Annotated in this window: 28 protein-coding genes and 1 pseudogene; 17 read left to right on the top strand and 12 right to left on the bottom strand. The window is 65.6% G+C overall.

Annotated features, from left to right (window positions below; all coding sequences use genetic code 11):
- Positions 1-48: 48 nt before the first annotated feature.
- The 4 genes from BM244_RS14120 to BM244_RS23590 all read left to right on the top strand — a co-directional run bounded on the left by BM244_RS14120 (position 49) and on the right by BM244_RS23590 (position 3,078).
- Positions 49-765: an RluA family pseudouridine synthase gene (locus BM244_RS14120; protein ID WP_093399512.1), complete on the top strand. Its 717-nt coding sequence runs from the start codon at positions 49-51 to the stop codon at positions 763-765.
- Between the two features lie 21 nt (positions 766-786).
- The gene (gene arfB / locus BM244_RS14115) at positions 787-1,212 is read left to right on the top strand and encodes an alternative ribosome rescue aminoacyl-tRNA hydrolase ArfB (protein ID WP_093399511.1); all 426 of its coding nucleotides are present in this window, start codon (positions 787-789) and stop codon (positions 1,210-1,212) included.
- Between the two features lie 165 nt (positions 1,213-1,377).
- Positions 1,378-1,860 (top strand): GAF domain-containing protein, encoded by a 483-nt coding sequence (locus BM244_RS14110; RefSeq protein ID WP_093399603.1) that lies wholly within the window; start codon positions 1,378-1,380, stop codon positions 1,858-1,860.
- Positions 1,861-1,986: 126 nt separating this feature from the next.
- A complete protein-coding gene (locus BM244_RS23590; protein WP_254784445.1) occupies positions 1,987-3,078 on the top strand; it encodes an RcnB family protein in 1,092 nt (363 codons plus the stop codon).
- A 1-nt stretch (position 3,079) separates the two neighbouring features.
- On the opposite strand, the gene BM244_RS14100 is transcribed toward BM244_RS23590, so the two are convergent.
- The 5 genes from BM244_RS14100 to BM244_RS14080 form a co-directional block, all read right to left on the bottom strand.
- Entirely contained in the window at positions 3,080-4,504 is a 1,425-nt protein-coding gene (locus tag BM244_RS14100; protein WP_093399510.1) for a hypothetical protein, read from the bottom strand.
- A 323-nt stretch (positions 4,505-4,827) separates the two neighbouring features.
- The gene (gene lpdA / locus BM244_RS14095; RefSeq protein ID WP_093399509.1) at positions 4,828-6,222 is read right to left on the bottom strand and encodes a dihydrolipoyl dehydrogenase; all 1,395 of its coding nucleotides are present in this window, start codon (positions 6,220-6,222) and stop codon (positions 4,828-4,830) included.
- Positions 6,223-6,242: 20 nt separating this feature from the next.
- Positions 6,243-6,584 (bottom strand): acyl-CoA thioesterase, encoded by a 342-nt coding sequence (locus BM244_RS14090; protein WP_093399601.1) that lies wholly within the window; start codon positions 6,582-6,584, stop codon positions 6,243-6,245.
- 44 nt (positions 6,585-6,628) lie between these two features.
- Entirely contained in the window at positions 6,629-6,859 is a 231-nt protein-coding gene (locus BM244_RS14085) for a hypothetical protein (protein ID WP_254784444.1), read from the bottom strand.
- A gap of 10 nt (positions 6,860-6,869) precedes the next feature.
- The gene (locus tag BM244_RS14080; RefSeq protein ID WP_093399507.1) at positions 6,870-8,222 is read right to left on the bottom strand and encodes a pyruvate dehydrogenase complex dihydrolipoamide acetyltransferase; all 1,353 of its coding nucleotides are present in this window, start codon (positions 8,220-8,222) and stop codon (positions 6,870-6,872) included.
- Positions 8,223-8,357: 135 nt separating this feature from the next.
- Here BM244_RS14080 and BM244_RS14075 point away from each other — a divergent pair, with 135 nt between their 5' ends.
- Entirely contained in the window at positions 8,358-8,813 is a 456-nt protein-coding gene (locus BM244_RS14075) for a universal stress protein (protein ID WP_093399506.1), read from the top strand.
- A gap of 5 nt (positions 8,814-8,818) precedes the next feature.
- On the opposite strand, the gene BM244_RS14070 is transcribed toward BM244_RS14075, so the two are convergent.
- Positions 8,819-9,430, bottom strand: a complete 612-nt coding sequence (locus tag BM244_RS14070; protein ID WP_175518206.1) for a PAS domain-containing protein — start codon at positions 9,428-9,430, stop codon at positions 8,819-8,821.
- A gap of 260 nt (positions 9,431-9,690) precedes the next feature.
- Between BM244_RS14070 and BM244_RS14065 the strand changes: the two genes are divergently transcribed.
- Positions 9,691-11,028, top strand: coding sequence for a M28 family metallopeptidase (locus BM244_RS14065; protein WP_093399504.1), 1,338 nt, complete (start codon positions 9,691-9,693; stop codon positions 11,026-11,028).
- A gap of 31 nt (positions 11,029-11,059) precedes the next feature.
- On the opposite strand, the gene BM244_RS14060 is transcribed toward BM244_RS14065, so the two are convergent.
- Together BM244_RS14060 and BM244_RS14055 are read right to left on the bottom strand one after the other, a co-directional pair.
- Positions 11,060-13,363, bottom strand: a complete 2,304-nt coding sequence (locus BM244_RS14060; protein WP_254784443.1) for a putative bifunctional diguanylate cyclase/phosphodiesterase — start codon at positions 13,361-13,363, stop codon at positions 11,060-11,062.
- A gap of 190 nt (positions 13,364-13,553) precedes the next feature.
- Positions 13,554-15,317, bottom strand: coding sequence for a fatty acyl-AMP ligase (locus BM244_RS14055; RefSeq protein ID WP_093399502.1), 1,764 nt, complete (start codon positions 15,315-15,317; stop codon positions 13,554-13,556).
- Between the two features lie 97 nt (positions 15,318-15,414).
- Between BM244_RS14055 and BM244_RS14050 the strand changes: the two genes are divergently transcribed.
- From BM244_RS14050 to BM244_RS14030, 5 genes and pseudogenes are all read left to right on the top strand, one after another.
- Positions 15,415-16,110 carry a regulatory protein RecX gene (locus BM244_RS14050; RefSeq protein WP_368086074.1) on the top strand — a complete coding sequence of 232 codons (696 nt, stop codon included), beginning with the start codon at positions 15,415-15,417 and terminating at the stop codon, positions 16,108-16,110.
- 114 nt (positions 16,111-16,224) lie between these two features.
- Positions 16,225-16,779, top strand: coding sequence for a cold-shock protein (locus BM244_RS14045; protein ID WP_254784458.1), 555 nt, complete (start codon positions 16,225-16,227; stop codon positions 16,777-16,779).
- Positions 16,780-16,847: 68 nt separating this feature from the next.
- Positions 16,848-17,276, top strand: coding sequence for a DUF192 domain-containing protein (locus tag BM244_RS14040; protein WP_254784457.1), 429 nt, complete (start codon positions 16,848-16,850; stop codon positions 17,274-17,276).
- Positions 17,277-17,457: 181 nt separating this feature from the next.
- Entirely contained in the window at positions 17,458-17,850 is a 393-nt protein-coding gene (locus BM244_RS14035; RefSeq protein ID WP_093399499.1) for an NADH:ubiquinone oxidoreductase subunit NDUFA12, read from the top strand.
- 197 nt (positions 17,851-18,047) lie between these two features.
- Positions 18,048-18,428: pseudogene (locus tag BM244_RS14030) on the top strand (DUF2155 domain-containing protein); the annotation flags it as partial.
- On the opposite strand, the gene aat reads toward BM244_RS14030, so the two are convergent.
- The 4 genes from aat to BM244_RS23125 form a co-directional block, all read right to left on the bottom strand.
- Positions 18,317-19,066 (bottom strand): leucyl/phenylalanyl-tRNA--protein transferase, encoded by a 750-nt coding sequence (aat, locus tag BM244_RS14025; RefSeq protein WP_093399498.1) that lies wholly within the window; start codon positions 19,064-19,066, stop codon positions 18,317-18,319. The pseudogene BM244_RS14030 and the gene aat overlap by 112 nt on opposite strands.
- Entirely contained in the window at positions 19,063-19,773 is a 711-nt protein-coding gene (locus tag BM244_RS14020) for a ParA family protein (RefSeq protein ID WP_093399497.1), read from the bottom strand. The genes aat and BM244_RS14020 overlap by 4 nt, the downstream gene beginning before the upstream one ends.
- Positions 19,774-19,881: 108 nt before the next feature.
- Complete coding sequence (locus BM244_RS14015) at positions 19,882-20,265, bottom strand: hypothetical protein (RefSeq protein ID WP_093399496.1); 384 nt, start codon at positions 20,263-20,265, stop codon at positions 19,882-19,884.
- A gap of 131 nt (positions 20,266-20,396) precedes the next feature.
- Positions 20,397-20,567, bottom strand: a complete 171-nt coding sequence (locus BM244_RS23125) for a hypothetical protein (RefSeq protein ID WP_175518205.1) — start codon at positions 20,565-20,567, stop codon at positions 20,397-20,399.
- Positions 20,568-20,751: 184 nt separating this feature from the next.
- Here BM244_RS23125 and BM244_RS14010 point away from each other — a divergent pair, with 184 nt between their 5' ends.
- The 6 genes from BM244_RS14010 to BM244_RS13985 all read left to right on the top strand — a co-directional run bounded on the left by BM244_RS14010 (position 20,752) and on the right by BM244_RS13985 (position 26,378).
- Positions 20,752-21,720, top strand: coding sequence for a cysteine synthase A (locus BM244_RS14010; protein WP_093399495.1), 969 nt, complete (start codon positions 20,752-20,754; stop codon positions 21,718-21,720).
- Positions 21,721-21,779: 59 nt separating this feature from the next.
- On the top strand, positions 21,780-22,049 hold the full coding sequence (locus BM244_RS14005) for a hypothetical protein (protein ID WP_243649706.1): 270 nt from the start codon (positions 21,780-21,782) through the stop codon (positions 22,047-22,049).
- Between the two features lie 453 nt (positions 22,050-22,502).
- Positions 22,503-23,030 carry a division/cell wall cluster transcriptional repressor MraZ gene (locus tag BM244_RS14000; protein ID WP_254784442.1) on the top strand — a complete coding sequence of 176 codons (528 nt, stop codon included), beginning with the start codon at positions 22,503-22,505 and terminating at the stop codon, positions 23,028-23,030.
- Positions 23,027-23,977, top strand: coding sequence for a 16S rRNA (cytosine(1402)-N(4))-methyltransferase RsmH (gene rsmH, locus BM244_RS13995; RefSeq protein ID WP_093399494.1), 951 nt, complete (start codon positions 23,027-23,029; stop codon positions 23,975-23,977). Before BM244_RS14000 ends, rsmH begins: the two co-directional genes overlap by 4 nt.
- Positions 23,974-24,663 (top strand): hypothetical protein, encoded by a 690-nt coding sequence (locus BM244_RS13990; protein WP_056060249.1) that lies wholly within the window; start codon positions 23,974-23,976, stop codon positions 24,661-24,663. The genes rsmH and BM244_RS13990 overlap by 4 nt, the downstream gene beginning before the upstream one ends.
- Positions 24,660-26,378: a peptidoglycan D,D-transpeptidase FtsI family protein gene (locus BM244_RS13985; protein WP_093399493.1), complete on the top strand. Its 1,719-nt coding sequence runs from the start codon at positions 24,660-24,662 to the stop codon at positions 26,376-26,378. The genes BM244_RS13990 and BM244_RS13985 overlap by 4 nt, the downstream gene beginning before the upstream one ends.
- Positions 26,379-26,384: the final 6 nt, after the last annotated feature.

Raw genomic sequence — 26,384 nt, 5'->3', positions numbered from 1 at the left:
CGACGCGGGCTCTGGCACGCAGGCGCTAATGATGGCAAGGGCGGCGCCATGCATGGTGAACGCGTACTCTTCCTCGACGGCGAGGCCCTGGTGATCGACAAGCCCGCAGGGCTGCCGGTCGATCCGCCCCGCGATGGCTCGCTGAGCCTCGAAAATCATCTCGAAAGCCTGAAGTTCGGCTTCCAGCGCTGGCCGAAGCCGGTGCACCGGCTCGACCGCGACACGAGCGGCTGCCTGCTCCTGTCGCGCAACCCCAAGGCGCACGCCCGGTTGCAGCAGGCGTTCGAGCAGGGCCTCGTGTCGAAGCGCTACGTCGCGCTGCTCGACGGCGTGGTCGAGGGCACTTCCGGGCTGATCGAGATGGCGCTCGGCAAGGTCAGCACGGCCGAGACCGGCTGGCGGATGGTCGAGGATCCGGAGGGCAAGAAGTCGCGCACCAAGTGGCGCGTGCTGGAGATCAAGGACGGCCGCTCGCTGGTCGAGTTCCTGCCCGAGACGGGCCGCACGCATCAGATCCGCGTGCATGCGGCGAGCGGCCTCGGCGCGCCGGTGGTCGGTGATGGCGTGTACGGCAAGGCGGACGGGCTCGGCATGATGCTCCACGCGCAGCGGCTGATCGTCCCGCGCCCGGGCAAGCCCGACGTGCTCGCCGAAGCACCGCTGCCCGAGCGGTTCGCCAAGGCCGGTTTCGCTGACGAGGCCTCTCCGGTTGTCAACGTCGCACCGGTTGCCGAGGTTACGACGCCCGACTCCACAGACGACTGAGCGGGCTAAGGGTGGGGGCTGATGGTCGCGATCCCGATCACCCGATCGATCTCGATCGACGATAGCGAACTGATCGAGAGCACGACGCGCTCGGGCGGTCCCGGCGGTCAGCACGTCAACACCACCGACAGCGCGGTGATCCTGCGCTTCGACGTCGGCCTCTCGCCTGGCCTGCCGCTGGCGGTGAAGAACCGCATCGCCGTGCTGGCCGGATCGCGGCTGACGCGCGACGGCGTGTTGGTGCTACGCAGCGAAGGCTCACGCTCGCAACTGCTCAACCGCCAGGAGGTTCGCGAGCGCCTCGTCGCGCTGATCAAGGAGGCGACGATCGTCCCCAAGGCACGCCGCGCGACCAAGCCGTCCAAGGCCGCCAAGGCACGGCGGGTCGATACGAAGAAGGTGCGCAGCGGGGTCAAGGCGGGGCGGGGCAAGGTCCGCGACGACTGAGCGTTGCATGGTCAGGTGCCATCCCTCCGCCCCGTCACCTTAGCGAAAGCTGGGGTATCCTTGAGGAACGGGCCGCCGGCGCCAACATGGATATCCCAGCTTTCGCTGGGATGACGGATTTTGGAGCGTGCTCGTTCCATCAAGACGCCGACCAAGGATGAAGTCATGTACCAGTTCGATATCTCCGCCGGCACCAAGGCCGATCTCTACCGCGACCTGCTTGCCGCGCTCGATGCGCTGACGGCGGACGAAACCGATCCGATCGCCAACATGGCGAACGCGGCGGCGCTCGTGTGGGAATATCTGCCGGACCTGAACTGGGCGGGGTTCTACCGTTTGGTACAAGGCGAACTCGTACTCGGCCCGTTCCAGGGCAAGGTCGCGTGCATCCGCATCCCGGTCGGCAAAGGTGTCTGCGGCGCGGCGGCGGCAACGCTGACGACGCAACTCGTCGAGGACGTGCACGCGTTCCCGGGGCACATCGCCTGCGATGCGGCAAGCCGGTCCGAACTGGTAGTACCGGTGACCAGGGACGGCACGCTGATCGCAGTGCTCGATCTCGACAGCCCCGAGCCCGCGCGGTTCGATGCTGAGGACGCGGCCGGGTGCGAGGCACTGGCGGCATTGCTCGCCCAGCGAATAGCTTAGCTCCAGTCCGACGCGCCCCGTTTCGGGACAGTGCGTCTTATGGCGGCTCCGCCCCGCACTTGGTAAGCAACGCCTTAATAGATCCAGCGTTTGCGTTGGTTCGGGTGGCAAACCAGGGAGACGGACATGCGGAGGCTTTTGATCGCGAGTGCGGGGCTGGCGTTGGCGGGCAGCGCGGCGGACGCGCAACGTCCCGCTCCCGGTGCGAGCTATCCTGCTCCCGGCACCGCGATGCAGGCGCCGATGGCACGCGCTGACCGCCCTGGTCCGATCGCTGCGCAGATGCCCGTCGTACAGGCGCCGACGCGACCGGTTCCCGCCCGGCGTACATCGCGGTGGGGCAGCAAGATCGGCGGCCGCTGGTGGGGCGGCGCGAACGCCCCGGGCGGCTGGGCCGGGTATCGCCGCCCGCACCGTGGCTGGGCCGTGCCAAGCTATTGGAACGCGCCGCGTTTCTACGTCGGCGACTGGTCGAACTATGGCCTCGCGCAGCCACCCCAAGGGTATAATTGGGCGCGCTATTACGACGACGCGGTACTGATCGACCCGCGCGGTTCGGTGTACGATACCGCCAGCGATATTGATTGGGATCGCGCCGATAGTGACGGCTACGCGGCGATCAGGTCGCGTGATTATGCGGCCGACGAGTCGGTCTATGCGGGTCCAGGCGAGCGCGGGTACATCCCGCCTTATGAGGATCGCCCTGCGCCGCGTCGTGAGAACGGTCTGGGCGGTGCCGCGATCGGCGCAGTGGCCGGCGGCGTCGCGGGCAACGTCATCGGCGGTCGTGGCAATCGCCTCGGCGGAACGCTGATCGGTGCCGGTGTCGGCGCCGCAGCCGGCTATGCGATCGACAAGAGCGAAGACCGCGGCCGCCGCGCGCCGCCTACGGCTTCGGGATATGGCGCGGGCTATGCTCCGCCGCCCGTCTACGCAGCCGACGATGCGCCCCCCGCCTACGCCGGAGACTATTCGTCGTCAGCGCCATCCTACGGCGCCGGGTATCAACAGCCGGGCGCGTATACCGTTGCGCCGGGCGGAACCTGGAGGTCGTCGGACGGCGGCACTACCGTGACGACGACCAGCGGCAGCGCGTATCCGGCCGGATCGACGACGGTGGTCGTGCAGTCAGTGCCGGTGACGACCACCACCACCACTACGACCGAATATTACGACACGGTGTCCTATCCGCGGAGGAACGTGCGACGGCGCCGGTGATTCAGCCGAGCATGCCGGCGTAAGTCTGCGGCGGCCGGGGCAGCATGACGCGTGCTGCAATGCCGCTGCCGACGACTAGGATCAGCGCGCCTGCGCCGACCAGGAACAGCTTTCTGGGTAGTGGACGATCGGCAAGCAGCACGCTCGCCAAAGCGGTCGCGATCATCGGCCATAGGTGGTAGCGCAGGTCGGACGCGATGCTCAACACAGCGAAGCTGACCTCGAGCGCGAGGGCTGATACCAGCAACGCGGTGGCGAGTTCGCAGGTCGGATTGCGCGGGCGTGCCAGGCTCGCGGCAAGCGCGGTGACCGCGACGACGATCCAGGCGATCGGCCAGCCGAGCGGCGTCTCGACGACGACGGCGGCCAACGCCTCCCATGTACGCGCTCCCGTACCTGGGTTGGCGAGGCCGATCGCGTTCGGCTCGGACGCGGCCGGTGGCGCTGCGCTCGGCCAGTCATACGGGACCAGCCAGCGATCGGTCGAGTTCAGATGCGCGATGCGGTGCTCCGCATAGGCGATCGGGTGATGCAGCGCCGCGGACGCCAGCGTAACGTAGAGCGTCGCGGTCGGCAGCGCGCGCAGCCGCGCCATTGTCGTCCCGCAATGCGCGTCGTCGCCGAGCGGATCCCAGAAGAACGGCTTCGCGCAACCCCGCTCGGTCACGGTCGCCACCTCCGATCGGGTAAGGCCGGTGGTGTCGCCGATCGGGGCGCGGGTGGCGATGCCGGCGATGTCGTAGAGCGCTTGCGTCGCCTCGACCCCGCTCGGTTGCGCGTGGAGCAACGTGTGATTCACGATAGGCGCGATCCCGAGAACGACGATCACTGCGATGAGGCCGGTGCCCAGTTTTGCGAACGGATGCGTGGGGCGCGGGGCGAGTGTCACGACCATGGGGACCACGATGAAGACGGCGTTGGCGCGGACCAGCACGGCGTAGGTGAGCAGCAGCGCGACCGGCACCCACATCGCGGCAGGCAGCGGGCGACGCGCGAGACGCCACGAGCCGATGATCCCGACTGCCGCCAGTAGTGCACCCGCGAGTTGCGCATCCTTGAGGACGACGCCCTGCCAGCCGAGGAACGGCGGGAGCAAGCCGATCGCGAGGATCGCGGCGGCGCCGCGGGAACGGCCAGCGCGGGCCAGCGCCGCGGCGATCAGCCCGAGGCCGAGCCAATAGGTGCCGAGCTGGAGGACCAGCATGGGCTTCGCACCCGGCCCGAGCGGTGCAAGCAACGCCCAGACGCGCGCCATCGCGGGCGGGTGCCAGTCGTCGTACACGCCCGACAGGACCTGGCGATATTGCGCGACGGTGTCGTACATCGCGGTGCCCGGCCAAAACAGCGCGAGCGAGGCGATGCACAGCGCCGTCGCCGAGATGGCGATGTGGCGCTGCGTGAGGCGGGCGGCAGGTTCGATCGACATTCTCGGGTCCTGCACCATTGGCTTTTAAGGCCGCGAGATCCTGCGGGCGGGCTTCGCAACTGGCACGACCTTCAATGCAGTATGCGCAAGGGTCAAGAGAGATAGGGCCGAAACGGGATAGTTTGCCTGGATCGGTCGGTCGGTCGGTCGGGTCCTGACTTTCGTCGGGGTAACGGGAAAGAGTACCAAACTTAAATCCGCCCCGTCAGGGGGAGGGGGCTGGCGTCTGCCCGACGGAGGGGGGGCGACCACGTTCGTTCCGTGATCTCCCCCTCCGTCACGTGCGGTGCGACCTCCCCCTCGCAGGGGAGGATTGATCGTCCTCAGTAGTGGATTGCGCGGCCATAGGCGGCGAGGACGCTCTCGTGCATCATCTCGGACAGCGTCGGGTGCGCGAACACCGTTTCCATCAGCTCGGCTTCGGTCGTCTCGAGCTGGCGCGCGACGACATAGCCCTGGATCAGCTCGGTCACTTCCGCGCCGACCATGTGCGCGCCGAGCAGCTCGCCGGTCTTCGCGTCGAACACCGTCTTCACGAAGCCCTCGGCCTCGCCCAGCGCGATCGCCTTGCCGTTGCCGATGAAGGGGAACTTGCCGACCTTCAGCTCGTAGCCGGCTTCCTTCGCCTTCGCCTCGGTCATGCCGACGCTCGCCACCTGCGGGCGCGAATAGGTGCAGCCGGGGATGTTGGCCTTGTCCATCTGGTGCGGCGAACCGCCGGCGATCTTCTCGACCGCGATGATGCCCTCATGGCTGGCCTTGTGCGCGAGCCACGGCGCGCCGGTGACGTCGCCGATCGCCCAGATGCCGTCGACATTGGTGCGGCCGTATCCGTCGGTCTTGATGTGCCCGCGGTCGGTTTCGACGCCTAATGCCTCAAGCCCGATATTCTCGGTGTTGGGGACGATGCCGATCGCGATGATCGCGTGGCTGAAGGTCTCTTCCGAAACCTTGCCGTCCTTCGCCTTGATCTTGGCCGTGACGCCATTCGCCGAGGGAACGAGACCCTCCAGACCGGTCTGGGTCAGCAGCTTGATGCCCTGCTTGGTCAGCGCCTTGTCCATGAACGCGGAGACTTCCTCGTCCTCGACGGGGAGGATGCGCGGGAGCATCTCGACGATCGTCACGTCGGCGCCCATGTCGTTGTAGAAGCTGGCGAACTCGACGCCGATCGCGCCTGAGCCGATGACCAGCAGCTTCGTCGGCATCTCGGTCGGCACCATCGCGTGGCGATAGGTCCAGATTCGCTCGCCATCGGCCTTGGCGAACGGCAGGTCGCGCGCGCGCGCGCCGGTCGCGACGATGATGTTCTTGGCTTCGAGGTCGACGGTCTTGTCGCCCTGCTTGACCGACAGCTTGCCCTTGGCCGTGACGGTGCCGACGCCTTCGACGACGGTCACCTTGTTCTTCTTCATCAGGCCCTTGACGCCCGCGTTCAGCTGGCCCGCGACCTTGCGCGAGCGGTCGACGATCTTGGCGAGGTCGAACCCGACATTGTCCGCCTTGAGGCCATAGCTCTCGGCGTTCTGCATGTAGTGATAGATTTCCGACGTGCGGAGCAGCGCCTTGGTCGGGATGCAGCCCCAGTTGAGGCAGATGCCGCCCAGCCGCTCGCGCTCGACGATCGCGACCTTCAGGCCGAGTTGCGACGCGCGGATCGCGGCGACGTAACCGCCGGGGCCCGAGCCGAGGATGACGAGGTCGAAATTATCAGCCACGTGGAAGTCCTTCAGAAAGATCAGTTGGTTTCAGGCGGCACGGGCCGCGGTTTGCGATCGTCGCCGACCGCGACGAAGATGAAGCGCGCCTGGGTCACCTTGCAGCTATCGTTGCTGTGCCGCGCGCGGCGCCATGCCTCGACTTCGATCGTCATCGAGGTGCGGCCGACCGCGATCAGGTCGGCGTACACCGAGACCTCGTCGCCGACGACGACGGGCATGTGGAACTTCATCGCGTCCGCCGCGATCGTGACCGCACGGCCGCCGCTACGCCGCGAGGCGACAGAGCCTGCGGCCAAATCCATCTGGCCCATCAGCCAGCCGCCGAAGATGTCGCCATACGGATTGGCGTCGGCGGGCATTGCGGTGACGCGGATCGTCGGAGCCTTGTTGGGGGGCAGGTCGGTCACGCTTCACTCCTGCGGGTCGTTCGGTCGAGACGCCGGGCGCGGCGCAACGGCCCCACGCCCATCAGCACGGTCGCGACCATCGCCGCTGCCCCGCACGACCAGATCACGTCCTGCCCAAGCGGGTAGGACCATGCCGCCGCCCAGGTCATCGCCACCGCCGCAACGAGACCTCCAAAGATGTGAAGGACCTCGATGGTGGTGCCCGAAAGCGACCGGAACGACGACACCAGGCCCATCTCAGGCGAGCATGCCCAGTGGGTTCTCGACGAGATGCTTGAACGCCTTCATGAACTGCGCGCCGTCCGCGCCGTCGATCGCGCGGTGATCGAAGCTGCCGGTCGCCGACATCACGGTCGCTACGGTCAGCTCGTCGCCGACGACGTACGGACGCTTCTCGCCCGCGCCGACCGCGAGGATCATCGCCTGCGGTGGATTGATGACCGCATCGAACTGCGTGATGCCGAACATGCCCATGTTGCTGATCGAGGCAGTGCCGCCCTGATATTCCTCGGGCTTCAGCTTGCCGTCGCGAGCCCGTGCCGCAAGATCCTTCATCTGCGTCGAGATCGACGACAGCGAGGCAGTGTCGGCGCCGACGATGATCGGCGTGATCAGGCCCGACGGCGTGCTCACCGCGACCGAGATGTCGGCACGCTGGAAAGTGATGAGCTGGTCCGGCGTGAACATCACGTTGCAGGTCGGGACCTGCATGAGCGCGACGGCCTGCGCCTTGATCAGCAGGTCGTTGACCGACAGCTTCACGCCGCGCGATTCGAGGCTCTTGTTCAGATCGCCGCGCAGCTTGAGCAGCGCGTCGAGGCGGATGTTCACGGTCAGGTAGATGTGCGGAACGGTCTGCTTCGACTCAGTGAGGCGGCGTGCGATCGTCTTGCGCACGTTGCTGAGCTTGGTCGCCTCGTGCGGGATGTCCGGCACGGTGGCAGGCTTCGCGGCGGGCGCAGGGGCCGCAGCAGCGGTCGGCGCAGCAGCTTCGGTCTTCGCAGCAGCGGGAGCCGCACCCGGCTTCGCGCTGTCCACGTCCGCCTTGACGATGCGACCCTTCGGCCCCGAACCCGACACGGCGCCGAGCTCGATGCCCTTGTCGGCAGCAAGACGGCGCGCGAGCGGGCTCGCCTTCACGCGGTCACCGCTGGCGGCGGGCTTGGCCGCACCGGCGTCGTCGGGACGGCCGTGATCCTCGGCCGACGCTTCGGTCCGCTCGACCGGCTTGGCCTCGGTCCCGGTCTTGTTCGGATCTTCCGGGTTGGGCTGCGCTTCCGATTCCTTCGCGGCCGGCTCAGGAGTCTCGCTCTTGGTCGGCGTCGACGATACCGACGACGCGTCCTCGCCCTCTTCGGCGATGATCGCGATGACCGTGCCGACCTTCACGTTGTCGGTACCCTCGGCGACGAGGATCTTCACCACGGTGCCTTCGTCGACGGCTTCGAATTCCATCGTCGCCTTGTCGGTCTCGATCTCGGCCATCAGGTCGCCGGATTTCACGACGTCGCCCTCCTTGATCAACCATTTGGCGAGGGTACCCTCCTCCATGGTCGGGGACAGCGCAGGCATCTTGATCTCGATCGACATGGATTTCCCCAGGGCGTGACGTAACGGCATGCCTACTCGCGCCCTCGTCCGCTCGGGTCAACCCCGTCGGCGCAAGTGGCCGGTCTTGCGTCGTGCGCGGCTTCGGGCCACCTACGGCGTATAACGGGGGCGAAAATGCGCATTTATCTGGTGGTTATCGACGATAGTCCGGAAGCCGGCATCGCTTTGCGCTTCGCCGCGCGACGTGCGGTAAAGACCGGCGGCGGCGTCGAGATCCTGACCGTGATCCCGCCGCAGGAGTTCATCGCGTTCGGCGGCGTCCAAGCGACGATCGAGGAAGAAGCGCGGTTGCATGCCGAGGGGCTGGTCGCCGGGGCTGCCGGCACGTTACTGGAAGAGTCCGGCCTGCGTCCGTCGATCACGGTACGCGAAGGGGAAAGCCCGAAGATCATCCGGGAAATGATCGCGGCAAACCCCAATATCGCGGCACTTGTGCTGGGGGCCGCGGCGACGGGGGCGCCGGGCGAACTCATCGCGCATTTCGCCGGGACGGATGCCGGGGCTTTGCCGGTGCCGGTGATGATCATCCCCGGTTCGTTGACCAGGGAGGCGATAGACCGGCTCAGCTGAGCGGATCAGTTGACGGAAGCCGGCGCCTGTACCGCGAGCAGATGTTCGATGCAGTCGATGCCCTTTTGCGTCAGTTGGAGCGCGCCTCGGGCGTCATTGGTTTCTTCGATCAACGACTTGGCCTGCAGTACGAGAACCCAGCGGACCAACATGGTTTGCGGCAGTCCATACTCGCCGACGATCGAGCCGACGGTGGCGATCCGGCTCTCGGCTTCTGCAACATAGACAAGCAGCAGAATAGACCAGGCGTGATCGGCAAACAGTTCGGACCCGAGGAGCTCGTCGCGCGCGTGCATGACGTCGAGCAGGTCCTTGGCACGGCGCCACAGGGTATGCGGGGTGTCGTTTGAACCAATGAGCCGTGGAATAGCAGTTCCAGGATCGGGCACGGTCGACAATGTGCCGACCAAAAATTCGGATTGGCAGCACGTGAATCGCGAGACCTGTACCTCCAGGGTGATGATCGCCCCTTCGCCGCCTATGTACCGCTTGAGAATGCGGACCGAGGGCCCGTTGGGTTGCAGCGCGGCGACCTGGGTGAGATTGCCGGGAAGATCATCCGGGTGCGTTATCGAGGTATAGGACAATCCGACGAGCTGTTTTTGCGTGCGCTGCAATATAGCCGCTACGGGTTCGTCAATTGCTTGTATGATACCTTTGGCGTTCGAAATAGAATGACCTAATATCATCTTGCAGCCCTAAACCCTTTGGCGATCTCGGCAGGTGTACAACAAAACTTCGAATGCAGATCATACATGTATCGCTATAATATGTTAAGCTAATACGAAGGGCGAATGGCGGCATCGTGCTGATATGACAGCGGAAACGATTGCATTCATCGCTTGAGCCGTGACAGAGATCGGGGCAGGTTCGGCGCATGCCCATTTTTGCCATTCCGCTGCTCCTTGCAGCTGCCGCCGCCGCCCCTGTTGCCGCTGACCCTGCCGCCGCCGCGCCCGTCGTCACGCGCCTGCCGGCGCCATCGGCCCCCCGGTTGAAAGCCGACGTCACGGCGATGGTGGGTTTCGGTACGCGGCATACCGCTTCGACGACGACCGATCCTCGACGTGGCATCGGAGCCGCGCGGACATGGGCCGCACGTCGTTTCACGGAAATCGGCGCCACCTGCGGCGGCTGCATCACGGTCGAGCGTATCGCGCGCAATTTTACGGGAGTGCGCGCGCCGACGGGGGTCGTCGTCGAGGACGTGCTGGGTATCCAGCGCGGCCGGGATCCGAACCGGGTCGTCATCATCGGCGCGCACATCGACAGCCGCGTCACCGACGTCATGAACGCCGTGTCCGATGCGCCCGGCGCGAACGACAATGCTTCGGGGGTCGCCCTCGTGCTGGAGGCCGCGCGATTGCTGTCGCAGCGTCAGTTCGACGCGACGATCGTCTATGCCGTGTTCTCCGGCGAGGAACAGGGCTTGTGGGGAGCCGAACTGCTCGCCGACACCGCCAAGGCGCGCGGTTGGCAGGTTTCGGCCATGCTCAACAACGATATCGTCGGCAACACGGTCGGGCAGGGCGGCATCCGTGTCGCGGACAAGGTGCGTGTATTTTCGGAAGGGATCCGCGCGTCGGAGGATCTGGTCGCGCAGCAGGCGCGGCGGGCCGAAGGCGGCGAGGATGACGGTCCGAGCCGCGCGCTCGCCAAGTCGATCGACGATATTGCCCGCGGCATTCCGGGTGGTCTCGACGTCATGATCGATCGGCGGCCGGACCGATTCGGTCGGGGTGGCGATCATGAGCCTTTCCTCAAGCTCGGCTATCCCGCAGTCCGGTTCTCGGTCGCGGCGGAGAATTGGGACCGGCAGCATCAAGACCTCCGCACCGAAAAGGGAGTGGTCTTTGGCGACACGATCGAAGGCATGGACTTCCCGTATCTGGCGAAGGTGACGGCGATCAACGTGGCGACGCTGGTGCGGATCGCCTCGGCGCCGGCCGCCCCCGACGACGTCTCGATCGCAGGCGCCTTGTCGCGCGATACCAGCGTGAAATGGACCGCCGTGCCCGGGGCGGCCGGCTACCGCGTCCGCTGGCGTCGTAACGATATGGCGACCTGGACCGACACGCGCGACGTGACGGGTACGGAGACGGAGACGGTACTCGTTCAGGTTCCGGTCGACGACACGTTTGTTGGCGTCTCGGCGTTATCGGCGGGAGGTGCCGAAAGCCTCGTGACCTTTGGGGGGCGCGAACGTCGTCGATGAGGACGATGGTGTGATTTCGGTTTTCGGCCCGTCAGGCGGCCGCAGACGCCTTCCAGTCGCGTATCGCGAGCGCGCGGGCTTCCTCTGCGGGCATGGGTCGGCCGAAATAATAGCCTTGAACCTTGGTACAGCCCAGTTCGCGGACCATGTCGTGCTCGCGCTCGGTTTCGACGCCCTCCGCCGTCGTGTCCATGCCAAGGCTAATGGCGAGCGCGATCACGGCGCGGACGATCGCGACGGCTTCGCGCGCACCTTGAGCGGCATCGCGGACGAAGCTGCGATCGATTTTGATCGACGAGAACCGGGTCCGACTGAGATAGCCCAGCGACGAATAGCCAGTGCCGAAATCGTCGAGGCTGAGCCGCACGCCAAGGTCCAGCAGGCTCTCGAGCACACGCGCGGTGCCGAGGTCCTCGTGAAGGAATACCCCCTCCGTAACCTCGAGTTCGAGACGTTCCGCCGACAGCCCGGCGTTGGACAGCGCGGACGCTATGGTCGTCAGGAAACTGGGGTTCTGCAGCTGACTTGCCGACACGTTCACGGCGATCCGAATGTCGGCAGGCCATTTTGCGGCCTCGGCGCATGCGGAGCGCAATACCCAGGCACCGATCGGCGCAATCAGCCTGACGTCCTCGGCAAGCGGAATGAACTTGCTCGGCGGAATGCTGCCGTATGTCGGGCTGGTCCAGCGCAGCAGCGCCTCGAACCCGCGTAACATTCCGGTTTCGGCATCGACGACCGGCTGGTAGTCGAGGTGCATCTCACCACGCTCGACCGCCGTGCGCAACGCCAGTTCCAGCACACGTCGTTCCTCGGCCTGGACATGCAACTCGGGTTCGTAGGCGCGAAACACGCCGCGGCCCGCGTCCTTGGCGCGGTACAGGGCGAGATCGGCCGAGCGTACGAGCATCTCTGCCGTGCGGCCATCGCGCGGACCAATCGCCAGGCCGATGCTGGCACCAATGAACAGCGTGTGCGCGTCGATTTCATACGGGTGGCTCAGCGACTCGATGATTCGTTGCGCGAGCTGCTCGATGGCCTTGATGTTACCTGCATCGCTTATGACCACAGCAAATTCGTCGCCACCCAATCGTCCACACAGGCAGGCATCGTCCATCAGGCGGTCGAGTCGTTCGGACACGCGGCTCAGCAGGCGATCACCGATCGGATGGCCGAGCGTGTCGTTCACGGCCTTGAACCGGTCGAGATCGAGCATCATGAACGCGTAGCGGTTGCCGGTCTTCTCCGCCTTGGCGATGGTCTTGACGAGAGTTTCGTTGATCATCAGGCGGTTGGGCAATCCCGTGAGCGTATCGAAACGCGCCATGCGATTGATCTTGTCGGCCGAAGCGCGTTGTTCGGTCACGTCGGAGCCGACGCCGCGGAATCCGCAAAATTCGCCAAGATCGCCGTATCGGGGTGACGCGGCGATCTCCCACCATCGTTCCACGCCGTCGATCTGCACGGGCAGGCGCAGGTCACGGAAACTCTCGCGTGCTTTCAGTTTTTCGGCAAGTTTGCGCAGGCCGGAGGAGAAACTTCCGGTTTCCCAGGTCGGACCGGCAAGGACCTGAAGAAACGGCATGCCTTCCAATTCGCGCAGGTCGAGCCCGCACGCATAGGCGAAGCGCGGCGAAGCCTTGACGATGCGCCGTGCGGTATCGGTTTCCCACAGCCAGTCCGCACCGGTTTCCTCGAACTCGCGCAACAACAGGCTGACTGTCTGGTCGCGCTCTGCGAGGGCGATCTCGCCGGCCCGGATGAGCACCAGGGTGCGGGCGCGACTGACGCAGACGACCATGAGCATCAGCGTGAAACCAACGATCCCGATTGCCGCCGCGATCGTGCCCGCCATTGCAAGCTGGATGACCATTGCCGCGCCGAGATATCCCAGGAATATCAACGTTGCGAGCGTCAACGGCGCCATGGCGAACGCCGCCGCCGTCATCAAGACACCAAGCGTGATGCCCAGCCCGGCAGTCGTTCCCGTCGGCGCATGCGTGCAGAACAGGACCGGTACGGTCGACCAGGCGAGCGCAAGTGCGAACCCGTCCCAGGCGGTCCTCCGCAAATCGCGGACGCTTGCGTAGCTGTCGCCGCGGTGATGCGTCGCGAGACGCCGAAACGCGACGCCGACCGCAACCGCGACAAGTGCCACAGACCATGCCGCAGCCTGCCATGTCGGGACGATGTTCCCGACAAGATACACGATAGCGAGAGTTGCAGCGACGTTGGTGGCCAGGAGGAACATCGCCAGTCGGCGGCCAGCGAACAATTGCGCCGCGCGAATCCTGCTCCACTCGGCAGGGTCCGCACCATCTCGCAGGCCGAGCAATGCGGGGATTCCGGCAAAAATCCGGTTTGATGTCCGAGGTCGCGAATTACTCACAAGAACGGTTTTAAGTAACGATGGTTAGCAGAAGGTTTGCAATAGTACCGGAGCGGGCATGGATGCGATGCGACGGGTATTAAGTCTCGATCAAAAAACGATATTCAGTACGAAATTATTTCGAATCGACCTGCTTTCAAGCGGCGATGTCATAGGGCTTGATGTCGCCGCTTAGGTACAGGTTGCGTGCTTTCGCGCGGCTGAGCTTACCCGACGACGTGCGCGGCAGGGTACGCGGCGGGATCAGTTCGATCAGGCAGTTCATGCCCGTCACCGAGCGGACGCGCTCGCGGATCTCGTCGCGCAGGCGGAGGCGTTCGGCCTCATCCGAACTGCGGCACTGGACCAGGACGGCGGGGGTTTCCTCACCACCGGGCGTGGTGATCGCGAACGCGGCTATGTCACCGGCCTTGAAACCGGGCAGCTGTTCCACCGCCCACTCGATATCCTGCGGCCAATGATTCTTGCCGTTGACGATGATCATGTCCTTGGCGCGGCCGACAATGTAGATGTAGCCGTCGGACATATAGCCCATGTCGCCTGTATCGAGCCAACCGTCCGCCATGCACGCGTCGGTCGCGGCATCGTCACGGAAATAGCCGACCATCACCGACTTGCCGCTGCACCAGACCTTGCCGATCGCGCGATCGGGGAGGGGCGTGCCATCCTCTTCGCGGATCTCGATTCTCATGTCGCGAACCGGCTTGCCGCAGTTGACGATCGCTCGGTAACGCTGCGGGCGGTCGCCGCCACGGCTGCCACCCGAAAGTTGGGTTTCCTCGACGAGTTCGACACGGATGCCCTCGCCCGGCGGCATCAGCGAGACCGCGAGCGTCGCTTCGGCAAGGCCGTAGCTCGGCAGGAACGCGCTTGCCTTGAAGCCTGCATCGGCGAACGCGTCGACGAACGACTGCATCACGTCGGGACGGATCATGTCGGCGCCGTTGCCCGCCACGCGCCAGCGCGACAGGTCGAAGCGGTCGCTCGCCTTGGTCTGCGACGACATGCGGCGTGCGCAAATATCGTAGCCGAAGGTCGGCGAATAGCTGAGCGTCGTGCCGGTGTTGCGGCTGATAAGATCGAGCCAGGCGAGGGGGCGGCGCGCGAAATCCTCGGTCTTCAGATAATCGGTCGAGACCTGGTTGGCGATCGGCGAGAGGAAACAGCCGACCAGCCCCATGTCGTGATACCATGGCAGCCACGACACGCAGCGATCGGTATCGCATACCTCCATGCCGTGGCTGTGCGCGGCAAGGTTGTTGAGCAGCGCGGCGTGGGTGATGACGACGCCGTGCGGGAAGCGCGTCGAGCCGCTCGAATATTGAAGATACGCGATGTCGTCCGGCTTTGCCTCGGGCAGCGTTGCCACGGGGGCCTCGCGGGTCGCGAACTCGGACCAGTCGATCCCCAGCGTACCCGACAGGCGTGCGGCCTCTCCAGCCATCTGCGCCAGTTCGGGCGGGAAGATCAGCATTTTCGGATCGCAGCTCGCAAGCTGGACACGGAGCTGTTCGATGTACGAATCGCGACCGCCGAACGAGGTCGGCAGTGGCAGCGGCACCGGCCATGCGCCGGCATAGACCACGCCGAAGAACAATGCGGCGAACTCGGGGCCCGTCTCTGCGACCAGCGCAATCCGGTCGGCAGGCGCGACACCCGCAGCGATCAGGCGATCGGCCATCGCGCGTGCGTCGGTGCGGAGTTGCGAATACGGGTAGGGCTGCGACAGCGTGCCGCGAGCGTCGTGGAAGTTAAGCCCGCGGTTACCGCTGGCTGCGTAATCCAGCGCTTCGCTAAGCGTGCCGAAATCGGCGAAACGGCGCGGCAGGACGTCTTCGGTCGGCGTAGCAACGATTGCCGCTACGGTCATGGCGTCCTTGTTGGCCGTGTCGGTTGTCATCGCAGTTCCTGCCTTGCTTCGTCGCGGCGCTCGAACGCACGCGTCTATCTTCAGTCTAGCCGTTCAACTTCGGGTGCCAGTGTGGCACAATGATGGCGTGACCGATGATAGCCACAACGAGAGCAACGCGTTTCCCCCGTCGCTGGATGCCGTCGACCAGGAAAACGACGCGTTCGGGGATGGCGGCGGCACGAAGCGGCGCGGCAGCAAGAGCTGGGGCAAAGGCGGCGGTAAGGGCGGCGTCAAGGAGCGTTCGCGCGAGCGTCCCGCGCCGAAACCGCTCGATGCCGCGGCGCTCGAACAGATGGCGCTACGCTATGTAGAGCGGTTCGCGACCACGCGAGGCCGCCTTACCGATTACCTGATGCGGAAAATCCGCGAGCGGGGCTGGGACGGGGGCACCGGCGCGGCGTTGGCGGAACCCGGCGAACTGGCGCAGCGGATGGCCGATCTCGGTTATGTCGACGACCGCGCCTTTGCGGAACAGCGGGCTGCTGCGATGCAGCGACGCGGCCTGGGCGCGCGTCGCGTCGCGGGTGCGTTTCGTGAGGCTGGCATCGACGAGGGCGATGCAGAGTCGGTCGCGCCCGCAATCGCCGATCGTGCGGTCGAATCGGCGCTTGCGTATGCGCGTCGCAAGCGAATCGGACCGTACGGCGATGGCGCCGGGGACCGGAAGCTGCACGAAAAACAGCTCGCCGGGATGCTGCGGGCCGGTCACCGGTTCGATCTTGCACGCAAAATTGTTGCTGCACCGCCGTCCGATACTCCGGAATCGATGGATTTCGACTGAGGGAAGCAACGGATTCATTGCGACTGCGACGAACCGTGCTAGCAAGGCGGTCAGGGGTGTAACGATGCGTAACGACACGCAGCAGGTGCTGACATGCCGGTAGAAACGGGGCCAATGGAGGCGGGAACGACGACGCTCGTGAACGATGGGGCGACGGAAACGCGTGTCATCAGTGGCGTCATCAAATGGTTCGACGTCACGCGGGGGTTCGGATTCGCGGTGGCGGACGACGAGACCATAGGCGACATCCTCGTGCATTTCTCCGTCCTGCAACCGCATGGCCGGCGCAGCCTCCCCGAAGGCGCGCGGGTCGAGACAGTGTCGGTGCAGCGCGGCCGTGGATTTCAGGCGCGCGAGATCGTTTCAATCGACCTGACCAACGCGGTAGAGGAGGCGGTGCGCGCTCCTTCGTCACCCGACAGGGTGGACCCGATCGCGATGATCGACGCCGCAGGACCGTTCGAGGCCGCCTCGGTCAAGTGGTTCAACCGTTTGAAAGGGTATGGCTTTCTGGTACGGGGAGCCGATGGCAGCGACATCTTCGTCCACATGGAAACGCTGCGCCGCGCCGGGATCGAGACGGTCGAACCCGATCAACCGCTCCGGGCACGCGTGGTCGAAGGGCGCAAGGGGCCGCTTGCCGTCGCGGTCGAAGAGGATCTTGGATGAACTTCGTTGCGAAGGCCGTGCTGGCCGGGGTGCTGGCGCTGGGCGTCGGCGCCGGGAGTGTCGCGTACATGAATAGCGACGCTGGATCGGACGTGGCATCGGTTGCCACGATGCCGCTTATGATCAAGAGCGCGAACGGCGCGCATGCCTTCACGGTCGAAAGCGCCAAGACGGAGGCCGAGCAGGCGCGCGGACTGATGTTTCGCACCGACCTGAAGCCCGACGGGGGAATGCTGTTCTGGCCGTATCCTCCGACCGGCGGCGCACCGGTCGCGGCGAATTTCTGGATGAAGAATACGCCAAGTCCGCTGGATATCCTGTATATCCGCGCCGACGGGACGATCGCGCGGATCGCCGAGAACACAGTGCCGTTCTCCGAACAGCCGATCCCGTCGGGCGAGCCGGTCGGGGCCGTGCTGGAACTGATGGGCGGACGAGCAGCCGAACTGGGGATCGCCGAAGGTGATCTGGTAACGTGGGACAAGGGCGCCAAATAAGCGCTCGGCGCGTCGAAAGCGTGCTCCTCGTCGATAGTCGAACAGGCCGGCCTGTTTGCAATCGCGCCGGCGTTGTATTGTTCCGTCGACTAGCGCCAGCCCCCCCCCCTTATGGGGGAGGATGAAGATCTCTTCCATCATCATGGTTGAAGCCCGTCGCCAGTCGGGTTAAGCGCCAGCCATGGGCTTTCTCGCATCGACTTTCACGTGGTGGAACGGCGCCACCCTCGGCACCAAATTCGGCTTGCGCAGCATGGCGAAGATGGGTGAGGACGCGCTTGGCAACGTTTATTACCAAGGTGGCAAGGATACCGCGGGTAACCCGCGCCGCTGGGTGATCTACCAGGGGGCGACCGACGCGAGCCGGGTGCCGCCGGCGTGGTTCAGCTGGCTGCATCATCAGGTCGACGACGTACCCGATCGTGCGCTGCCGCCGATCCGCGCGTGGCAGAAGCCTGCCGTGCCGAACATGACCGGTACCGCGCTCGCCTATCGTCCCGCGGGAGCCCTTGAAAAGGGTGGCCACCGGGCTGCCGCGACGGGCGATTACGAAGCCTGGACGCCCGAAGGGTGATCATGCGCTGGCTCGCCGCGGCCGTGTTGGTCGTGGCGTTGGCTGTCGGTGGCTGGTTCGGATACCGTACGCTTACCACGCCCGCGACGCCTGTCGCTGCGGTCCAGCAGGACCTGCCCGGCCCGGACGAATCCGGCAATTCCTCGATCGAGACGATCGATACCGGTGCCGCGGCGATTGCCAATGGCGGCACCCCGATGGCGCAGCGCGTCGCCGTGCTCGGTCTGCTCAACAAGCGTAACGGCGAAACGCGCGAAGTGACGCTGAGGCCTGGGCAAGCGACCCGGATCGGCGACGTGGTGCTGCGGTTGCGCGCGTGCGAACAGACCGCGCCGTGGGAGCAGGAGCACCTTACGGGTGCTTTCGTGCAGGTGCTGGTACGCGGTGTCGACTCGCATTGGCGGCGAACGTTTTCGGGTTGGCTGTACAAGGAACGCCCCGCGCTGAACGCGGTACAGCATCCGGTCTACGACGTCTGGACCAAGAGTTGTGCGATGACTTTCCCGGCGACCGGCCCCGATACCGCGCCCGACGCGGAGGCCTTGCCTGCCAAGCGGTCGAGTGCGCGGAAATCGCCGGCCGCTGCCGATACCCCGGCGGCGGACACTGGCTTGAGCGCCCCGTCGAGCGACGCCCCCAGCAACGCGACGTAATCCGCACGGTCGATCTCGATCGCACCGAGCGAGGCGAGGTGCGAGGTCTGGAACTGGCAATCCAGCAACGTGAACCCGCCGGTTCTCAGGCGCGCGACGAGATGCGCTAGCGCGACCTTCGAGGCGTCGGTGGCGCGGCTGACCATGCTCTCGCCGAAAAAGGCTCGGCCGAGTGCGAGGCCGTAGAGGCCGCCGACGAGCTTGCCGCCGTCCCAGCATTCGACCGAATGTGCGAACCCCATCGCGTGGAGCGTCCGGAAGACGCGTTCTATGCCTTCGTTGATCCATGTCTCGGGCCTGCCTTCGACGCTCTCGGCGCAGAGCTGCACGACCCGTTCGAACGCCGTGTCGACGGTAACCTGGAAGCGGTCGGCGGCGATCGTCTTCCTGAGCGATCGTGAGAGCTGGAATCCGTCGAGCGGGAGGACCGCGCGGCGGCGGGGCTCAACCCAATATACGCTAGCGGCATCGCGGCTGTCGGCCATCGGGAAGACGCCGACCGAATAGGCGCCGAGCACGAGTTGCGGGTCGAGCCCATTCTTCGAATCGAGAACGTCGCTCACGCCGCTAGCCGGTGTTCGACCCGACGCCAGAGATCGGCGAACGCTTGTGCAGCGGAAGATCTTGGCGCGAACACGCCGACCGGCGCGCGCCTGACCGCCATCGACTCGATCCCGCTTGCCATCGGGATCACCGGCCAGTCGGGATGCCGTGCCAGCGCCTCGGCATGTAGCGCGCGCCGCTTGTCGACCATGACGTGGACCGGAAGCAATGGCGTGCGACCGCCGAGATGCTGCACGACCGCGTCGTACGCGCGGGTCGACAGCGGGGAGGGGATCACCGGGATGACGATCAGATCGGCCGCGCGCATCACCTGGTCCGCGGTCTCGGTCAGGCCTGGCGGGCAATCGAGGATGACGCGGTCGTAGGCGGCGAGTTCGGACAGTAGCTTGGCGAGCCGCTTCTTCTTGTCCATTTCGTGGAACAACTGGTCGAGGCCGCGCAACGATGCGTCGGCGGCGATCAGGTCGAGATGCGGATAGGCTGTCGGTCGTGCCTGCTTGGCCACCGCGACGTCCTTCGTGAACATCGCCTGCGCTTGGTCGGCGTTGCCGGGCCCGCCGAGCACCCAGGTCGAAGCGGCTTGCGGGTCGAGATCCCAGAGCAAGGTGCGGCGCGCCGACAAGGTCGCGGCGCACCAGGCCAGGTTCACCGAAAGCGTCGTCTTCCCGACGCCGCCCTTGAGGCTGTAGATCGCAACTGTTGCCATCAGCCTAGCGTGCCGGTCTGCGCCGACGAGGGCAAGGGTGCTCGGCACAAAGAAAAACGGCCGGCGAATGATCCGCCGGCCGTTTCAGGAACCATCGACGTGGATCGTTTATGCGTGGCAGGTCTGCGCGGACTTGCCGGGCGCGGTCAGCGTTACGCTCGACTCGTTGCCGGTCATTGACCAGCCGCCTTCGGCGGTCTTCGGCGCACCTGCGACGGTCGACTTCAGCGTCGTCGCGGGGCCGTCCTGCTTGCTGCGGACCACGGCTTGCTTGTCGCCTTCGAAGAAGGTCACATAGAGCAGGCTGTTGTCCTTGCAGCGCAGCGTCTTCTCGGACTTGATCGCGGGCGGCAATTCGACCGGCGCGGCGTTGGCGAGCGTGTTCGCCATCGGATCGGGATTGCTGTCCAACACCTCGGGCGTAGCGGGCTTGGAGTTGCAGGCGGCCAGCACGAGCAGCGCGGCGACGGCGGTCATGGGGAGGATTTTCATAGTGGAGCCTGCTTCGCGGATGCAGCATGGAGCGTCAAGGCTTATGGCTTGCGGTACCATCGCGTCGCGACGAACGGATCGGCGCAGCTTTCGGCCGGGATGACCGTGAACGACGCACGCCCACGCAGCGATTATCCGCCTGGCGATCGATCGAGGTCCGTCGTGCCGTTCAGAGGATGAAGCCGGTCTTCGACCAATGCCATCGGCGTCGAGATATGCGCTGCGATCAACGTGTCTCCGATCGAGTCCATCAAATCGGCGGCCTCGGTCAACAACGTCAGCGCGCGCTGATACTCGTTCATCATCGACGCTCCTTTCACCTGCAAACTTAACCTGGATCATATGATCGGCAGCGTGAATAGCGAATGACTTCGCTGTCATCAAATACCGCCGGTTGCGATGGATCGGTACCTACAAACGGATCAATTTAAGGGCGCAAAGTTTCGCTCGCTTGCTCCCGGCGGAGCGTCACGCCACATAGCGGACATGCATACGACACCCGATACGCTCGCCCTGATCGGCAACACGCCACTCGTTCGCCTGAAAGGTCCCAGCGAGGCGACCGGCTGCGATATATTCGGTAAGTGCGAATATGCGAACCCAGGCGCGTCGGTGAAGGATCGCGCGGCGCTGTTCATCGTCGAGGATGCAGAGCAGCGGGGATTGCTCCAGCCGGGTGGTACGATCGTCGAGGGCACGGCGGGCAATACCGGGATCGGGCTTGCTCTGGTGGCGAACGCCAAGGGCTACAAGACGATCATTGTCATGCCCGAGACGCAGAGCCGCGAGAAGATGGACACGCTGCGTGCGCTGGGCGCCGAACTGGTGCTGGTGCCGGCCGCAGCATTCTCGTCGCCCTGCCATTTCGTCCATACGTCGCGGCGGATCGCCGAGGAGACGCCGGGCGCGATCTGGGCGAACCAATTCGACAATACCGCCAATCGCCGCGCGCATATCGTCGGGACCGCTGAGGAGATCTGGGCGCAGATGGATGGGCGTATCGATGGCTTTACCTGCGCCGCGGGAACGGGCGGGACGATCGCCGGAGTCGGGCTTGGGCTCAAGGCGAAGGACGAGACAGTCTGCATCGCGCTCAGCGATCCGCACGGCGCCGCGCTCTATAATTACTATGCGCATGGCGAGTTGAAGGCAGAAGGATCTTCCGTCGCCGAAGGGATAGGCCAGGGGCGTATCACCGCCAATCTCGAAGGCGCGCCGATCGATACGCAGTTCCGCATTTCCGACCAGGAAGGCTATGCCTGGGTTCGCCGGTTGCTCGACGAGGAGGGGCTTTGCCTCGGGCTGTCGTCCGGGATCAACGTCGCGGGCGCGGTGGCGCTGGCGAAGCATCTTGGGCCGGGCAAGCGGATCGCGACGATCCTGTGCGACACCGGCTTTCGCTATCTCTCGACGCTGTACGATCCCGAATGGCGTCAGGCGAAGGGGCTGACTTGAGCGCTCCGGTTCCCGAGAATCGACACGAGCGCGCCAGTCGGGTATCGACGCGAGGCAAAATGAAGTCCTCTCATGAACCCTCGCAGACCATGCAGCGCATCAAGGTCGGCATGATCGGCCTGGCCGCGGTCGTGCTGCTGATCGGTCTCGCGAGCGCGATCATCGGTTCGACGAACCGCGAACGGCCGGTCGCGACCGCAGGAACCGCACAGGCCGATGTGGTGGCGAACATGGGCGTATCGAACGTCACCGAAGCCGCCGGGGCGGGTGAGCCGCTCGCCGAGATGGGCGTGGCGCCAAGCGCGAATGCACAGGCTCCCGCGCAATAGGGCGCTATCGGTATCGCTTTCCGCTGCCGTGAACCTGGCTTGCCACGTCCCCTGCAGAGGCTGGGGAAGATTGGGAAACGTTGCTGACTGAGCTCGGCGTCTCCTTACGCCCACCTTTCCATCTGGGCCCCGGCCTTCGCCGGGGTGGTAGATGGGCGAAGGCTGTTCGCTTGGCCTTAAAACGCGCGTGGGGTCTACAAACCCTGATGGGATATGAGGCCATCCCCGGATTTCCCCAGCCCTAAGGGGCAGCCCCGCGCGGATCGCACCCAATTCGCGCGCAAATCCCCCCGGACTGAGCGTCGAAACCGGCGTCAAATCCGTCCAATCCCCAAAAATCCCGTTGCGTCCCCGAAGCGCTATGGTAGATGGAGGTTAATACAGGGGCATTTTCATCGTTCGCTGAAAACGCGGTCGAAACGTAGCGATGGCTGCTTTTCGAAGCGGTGAAGCGTGCGCGCCAGTTCGAAGGGTTTTGGCGTGTCGGTACGGGGTCGCTATCAAGGAGACGGTATCGGCCTTGTCGACGACAAGGGCCGGGTAGCCATCCCCTCGGCACTCCGCACGATGCTCTCGGCAAATGCGCCCAAGGCGAACGGCAAGGACGGCGGGACCATCATCATCGGCGCGCATCAGAAGAATCGCTGCCTGGTCGCGTATGATCCCGGTTACGTCGACATCCTCGCTGAGCGCCTCGATCGCCGCGAATCCGAGAACACGTCCGAGAGCGGCGAGTACGACTACAACATCAAGCGCGCCGCCGCGTCCGGCGAAGCGGTGCCGTTCGACGGCTCCGGTCGCTTCATCATGCCCGCGTTCCCGCGCTTCTATGCCGGTATCAAGGGCCATGCGTTCTTCTACGGCGTGCTCGATTATATCGAGATCTGGGACCCCGCGACGCTGATCGCCACCGACGGCATGCCCCCCGTCGTCAAGGAGATGGCGCGCTTCTACATGGCCGAGAAGGGGGTGCAGCTGTGAGCGGCCCTGATGCTCCGCATATCCCTGTCCTGCTCGACGAAGTCCTTGCCGCGCTTTCCCCTGAGCCCGGCGAGACGATGGTCGACGGCACGTTCGGCGCGGGCGGCTACACGCTGGCGTTGCTCAAGTCGGGCGCGCGGATCGTCGCGTTCGACCGTGATCCAGACGCGATCGCCAATGGTCGCGCGATGGAAGACGCCGAAGAAGGTCTCACGCTGATCGCCGCGGACTTCTCGGCGATGGCGTCCGAACTCGAATCGCGTGGCCTCGCGCCAGTCGACGGCGTGACGCTCGATATCGGCGTGTCGTCGATGCAGCTCGACCAGGCCGAGCGCGGCTTCTCGTTCCAGTCGGATGGCCCGCTCGACATGCGGATGGCGCAGGCCGGCATGTCGGCGGCGGACTTCGTCAACGAGGCGGACGAGAACGAGATCGCCGACGTGCTCTATCAATATGGCGACGAACCCAAGTCGCGGCGTGTGGCACGCGCAATCGTCGCGGCGCGCCCGCTGACGCGGACCGGCGAGCTGGCGCACATCGTCCGCCGCGCGCTCGGCTACAAGGCGCATGACAAGAAGGACCCCGCGACGCGGGCGTTCCAGGCGATCCGGATCCACGTGAACCGTGAGCTTGGCGAACTCGCCGACGGATTGCTCGCGGCCGAACGCGTGCTGAAGCCGGGCGGCCGTCTCGCGATCGTGACGTTCCACAGTCTCGAGGACCGGATGGTGAAGCGCTTCCTGCGCACGCGGTCCGGTGGGTCGCCTTCAGGTTCGCGTCATCTTCCGCAGGTGAAAGCCGTTGCGGAACCTAGTTTTTCTCATGTCGGCCGCGGTGTTCGCGCCGGCGAGGCCGAGATCGCACGCAACCCGCGTGCGCGCTCGGCGACATTACGGACGGCGCGGCGGACCTCCGCGCAACCCTGGACGGAAGAGGTGACGACATGACGGCGGCGTATCGGATGAAGGGTGTGGGCTGGTTCGGGGGCTGCGTGGCCGTCGTGCTCGGTTTCTACCTCGTGTCGCTGCAGGTCGCCGCCGAGCGCAAGAAGCTGGAGGCGGTCAATGGTCAGATCCGCTCCGCGCAGCGCGACATCCGTGCGCTCGAAACGGAGTTCGACACGCGGGGCAATCTGGCGCAGCTCGAGCGCTGGAACGGCGATACGCTGGCGCTGTCGGCACCCACCGCGGGCCAGTTCGTCGTGAGCGAGGCCGCGCTCGCGGCGCTCGACGTCAACAGCCTGCGCGCGGATGGGGTCCAGACCGCCGCGCTGCTGGTGCCGTCGGGGGCGGGGTCCGTCGTCTCCACGTCGATCGTGCCGGTTACCGCTGCTCCTGCCGTGGTGAAGCTTGCTCCGGTGCAGATGGCGCAGGTTAGCGCACCGCGCGCGATGAACGTCGCGATCCAGGCTGCTTCGAAGACCGCGCTCAAGCCGGTCGTGATCCGCGCGTCGGTGTCGACGCCGCGCTCCGCCGAGGCCGCACTCGTTCGCGCTGCCAAGACCGAGCGCCTCGCTGCCGTCGCGAAGGTCCGTCCGCAGGCAGTCGCGATGCTCGACCGCAAGCTCCTGTCCGACACGACGTTGGGTGACATCATGAGCGGCGCCCGCTCCGAGAGCCGTAAGCGGCGGTGACCGCCTTGGTCGCCCGGCCCGTCTCGCAGCAACGTAGCGCCAACCAGCGTCATGCACTGGTGGCGACGGCGCACACGCGCCTGATGACGCTGATGTTCCTGTTCGGAGCAGCGGTGCTGGTGGTGGTCGGGCGGCTCGGGATGCTGGCGGTGCAAGCGTCGCTCGCCGATCCGCAGGCGCGCTCGGCGGCGATCGCGGCGCGGGGCGACATCGTCGATCGTAACGGCGCGCCGCTCGCGCGGACGATCGATGCGTGGACGATCGCGGTGCACCCGAAGAAGCTGATCGGCGACCCGACCGAGATCGCCAGCAAGCTCGCCGCGTTGATGCCGGAAGCGGGCGACCAAGCGCATTATTATGCGCTGCTGACGTCGGGCAAGAGCTTCATCTATCTTCAGCGGCGCGCGTCGCCGGCTTTGGTCGAGCAGGTCAATGCGATCGGCGAGCCCGCGATCGTGTTCGACCGTGATACGCAGCGGCTGTACCCGCAATCGACGATGGCGGCGCATGCGCTCGGCTTCCTGTCGACCGCGGGCCACGGCATGAGCGGGATGGAGCGCGTGCTCGACGAGCGGCTGACCAATCCGGCGCTGAACGGCACGCCGGTTGCGCTGTCGCTCGACAACCGCGTCCAGGCGGCGATGGAGAGTGAACTCGGTCGCGCGATGACGACGTTTTCGGCACGCGGGGCTGGCGGCATCGTCCTCGACGTGGCGACCGGCGAGGTGATCGCGATGGTCTCGCTGCCGACGTTCAACCCCAACCGCGTCGGCATGTCGGGCAGCGAGCAACTCCGCAACATCACGACTCAGAGCGTGTTCGAGCTCGGCTCGACGTTCAAGCCGATCACGATGGCGACCGCGATGGACACGGGTGTCGTCACATCGTTCGCGCGACGCTTCGATGCGACTCATCCGCTCCAGGTCGGCCGCTTCACGATCCATGACGAGCGCGGCGATCCGAAGCGCTGGCTGAACATGGCCGAGACGCTGATCTATTCGTCGAACATCGCCACCGCACGTGTGGCCGACGAGGTCGGGCCCGCGAAGATGCAGGCGATGTTCAAGAAGCTCGGCTTCGATACCAAGCCCGATATCGAACTGCGCGAGAAGGGCCGTCCGTTGTGGCCGAAATATTGGGCGCGGACGACGACGATGACCACCGCCTACGGGCACGGTATTGCGGTGACTCCGCTGCATCTGGCGAGCGCGTATGCGGCGCTGGTCAATGGCGGGATCTGGCGGCCGGCGACGTTGTTGAAGGTCGCGCCGGGGCATGCGGTTGCCGGTCGCCGGGTGATCAGCGAGCAGACCAGCGCGCGGATGCGGCAGATGCTGCGGCTGATCGTGCAGCGCGGTACGGGGCGCAAGGGCGATGCACCGGGCTACCGCGTCGGTGGCAAGACCGGGACGGCCGAGGCCGCTGTGTCGGGTGGCTACGATCACTCGCGGAACGTGGCGACGTTTGCCGCGGCATTCCCGATGGATGCCCCGCGCTATGTCGTGCTGGCGATGCTCGATTCGCCACTCGGGACGAAGGAAACCGCCGGGTGGAAGACGGCGGCGTGGAATACCGCGCCGGTGGTCGGCCGGACGATCTCGCGCGTCGGTGCGATCCTGGGCGTGGTGCCCGACGCGCACCGCGACATCGACGAGTCTGACATCCTGCCGACTTTGTGGCAGGACCCGTCGCGTACACAGCCGACCGGGCAATGAGGACTA

This window comes from Sphingomonas sp. OK281 (genome assembly GCF_900115295.1).
Classification (GTDB): domain Bacteria; phylum Pseudomonadota; class Alphaproteobacteria; order Sphingomonadales; family Sphingomonadaceae; genus Sphingomonas.
This window is presented reverse-complemented; position numbering and strand designations above follow the sequence as displayed.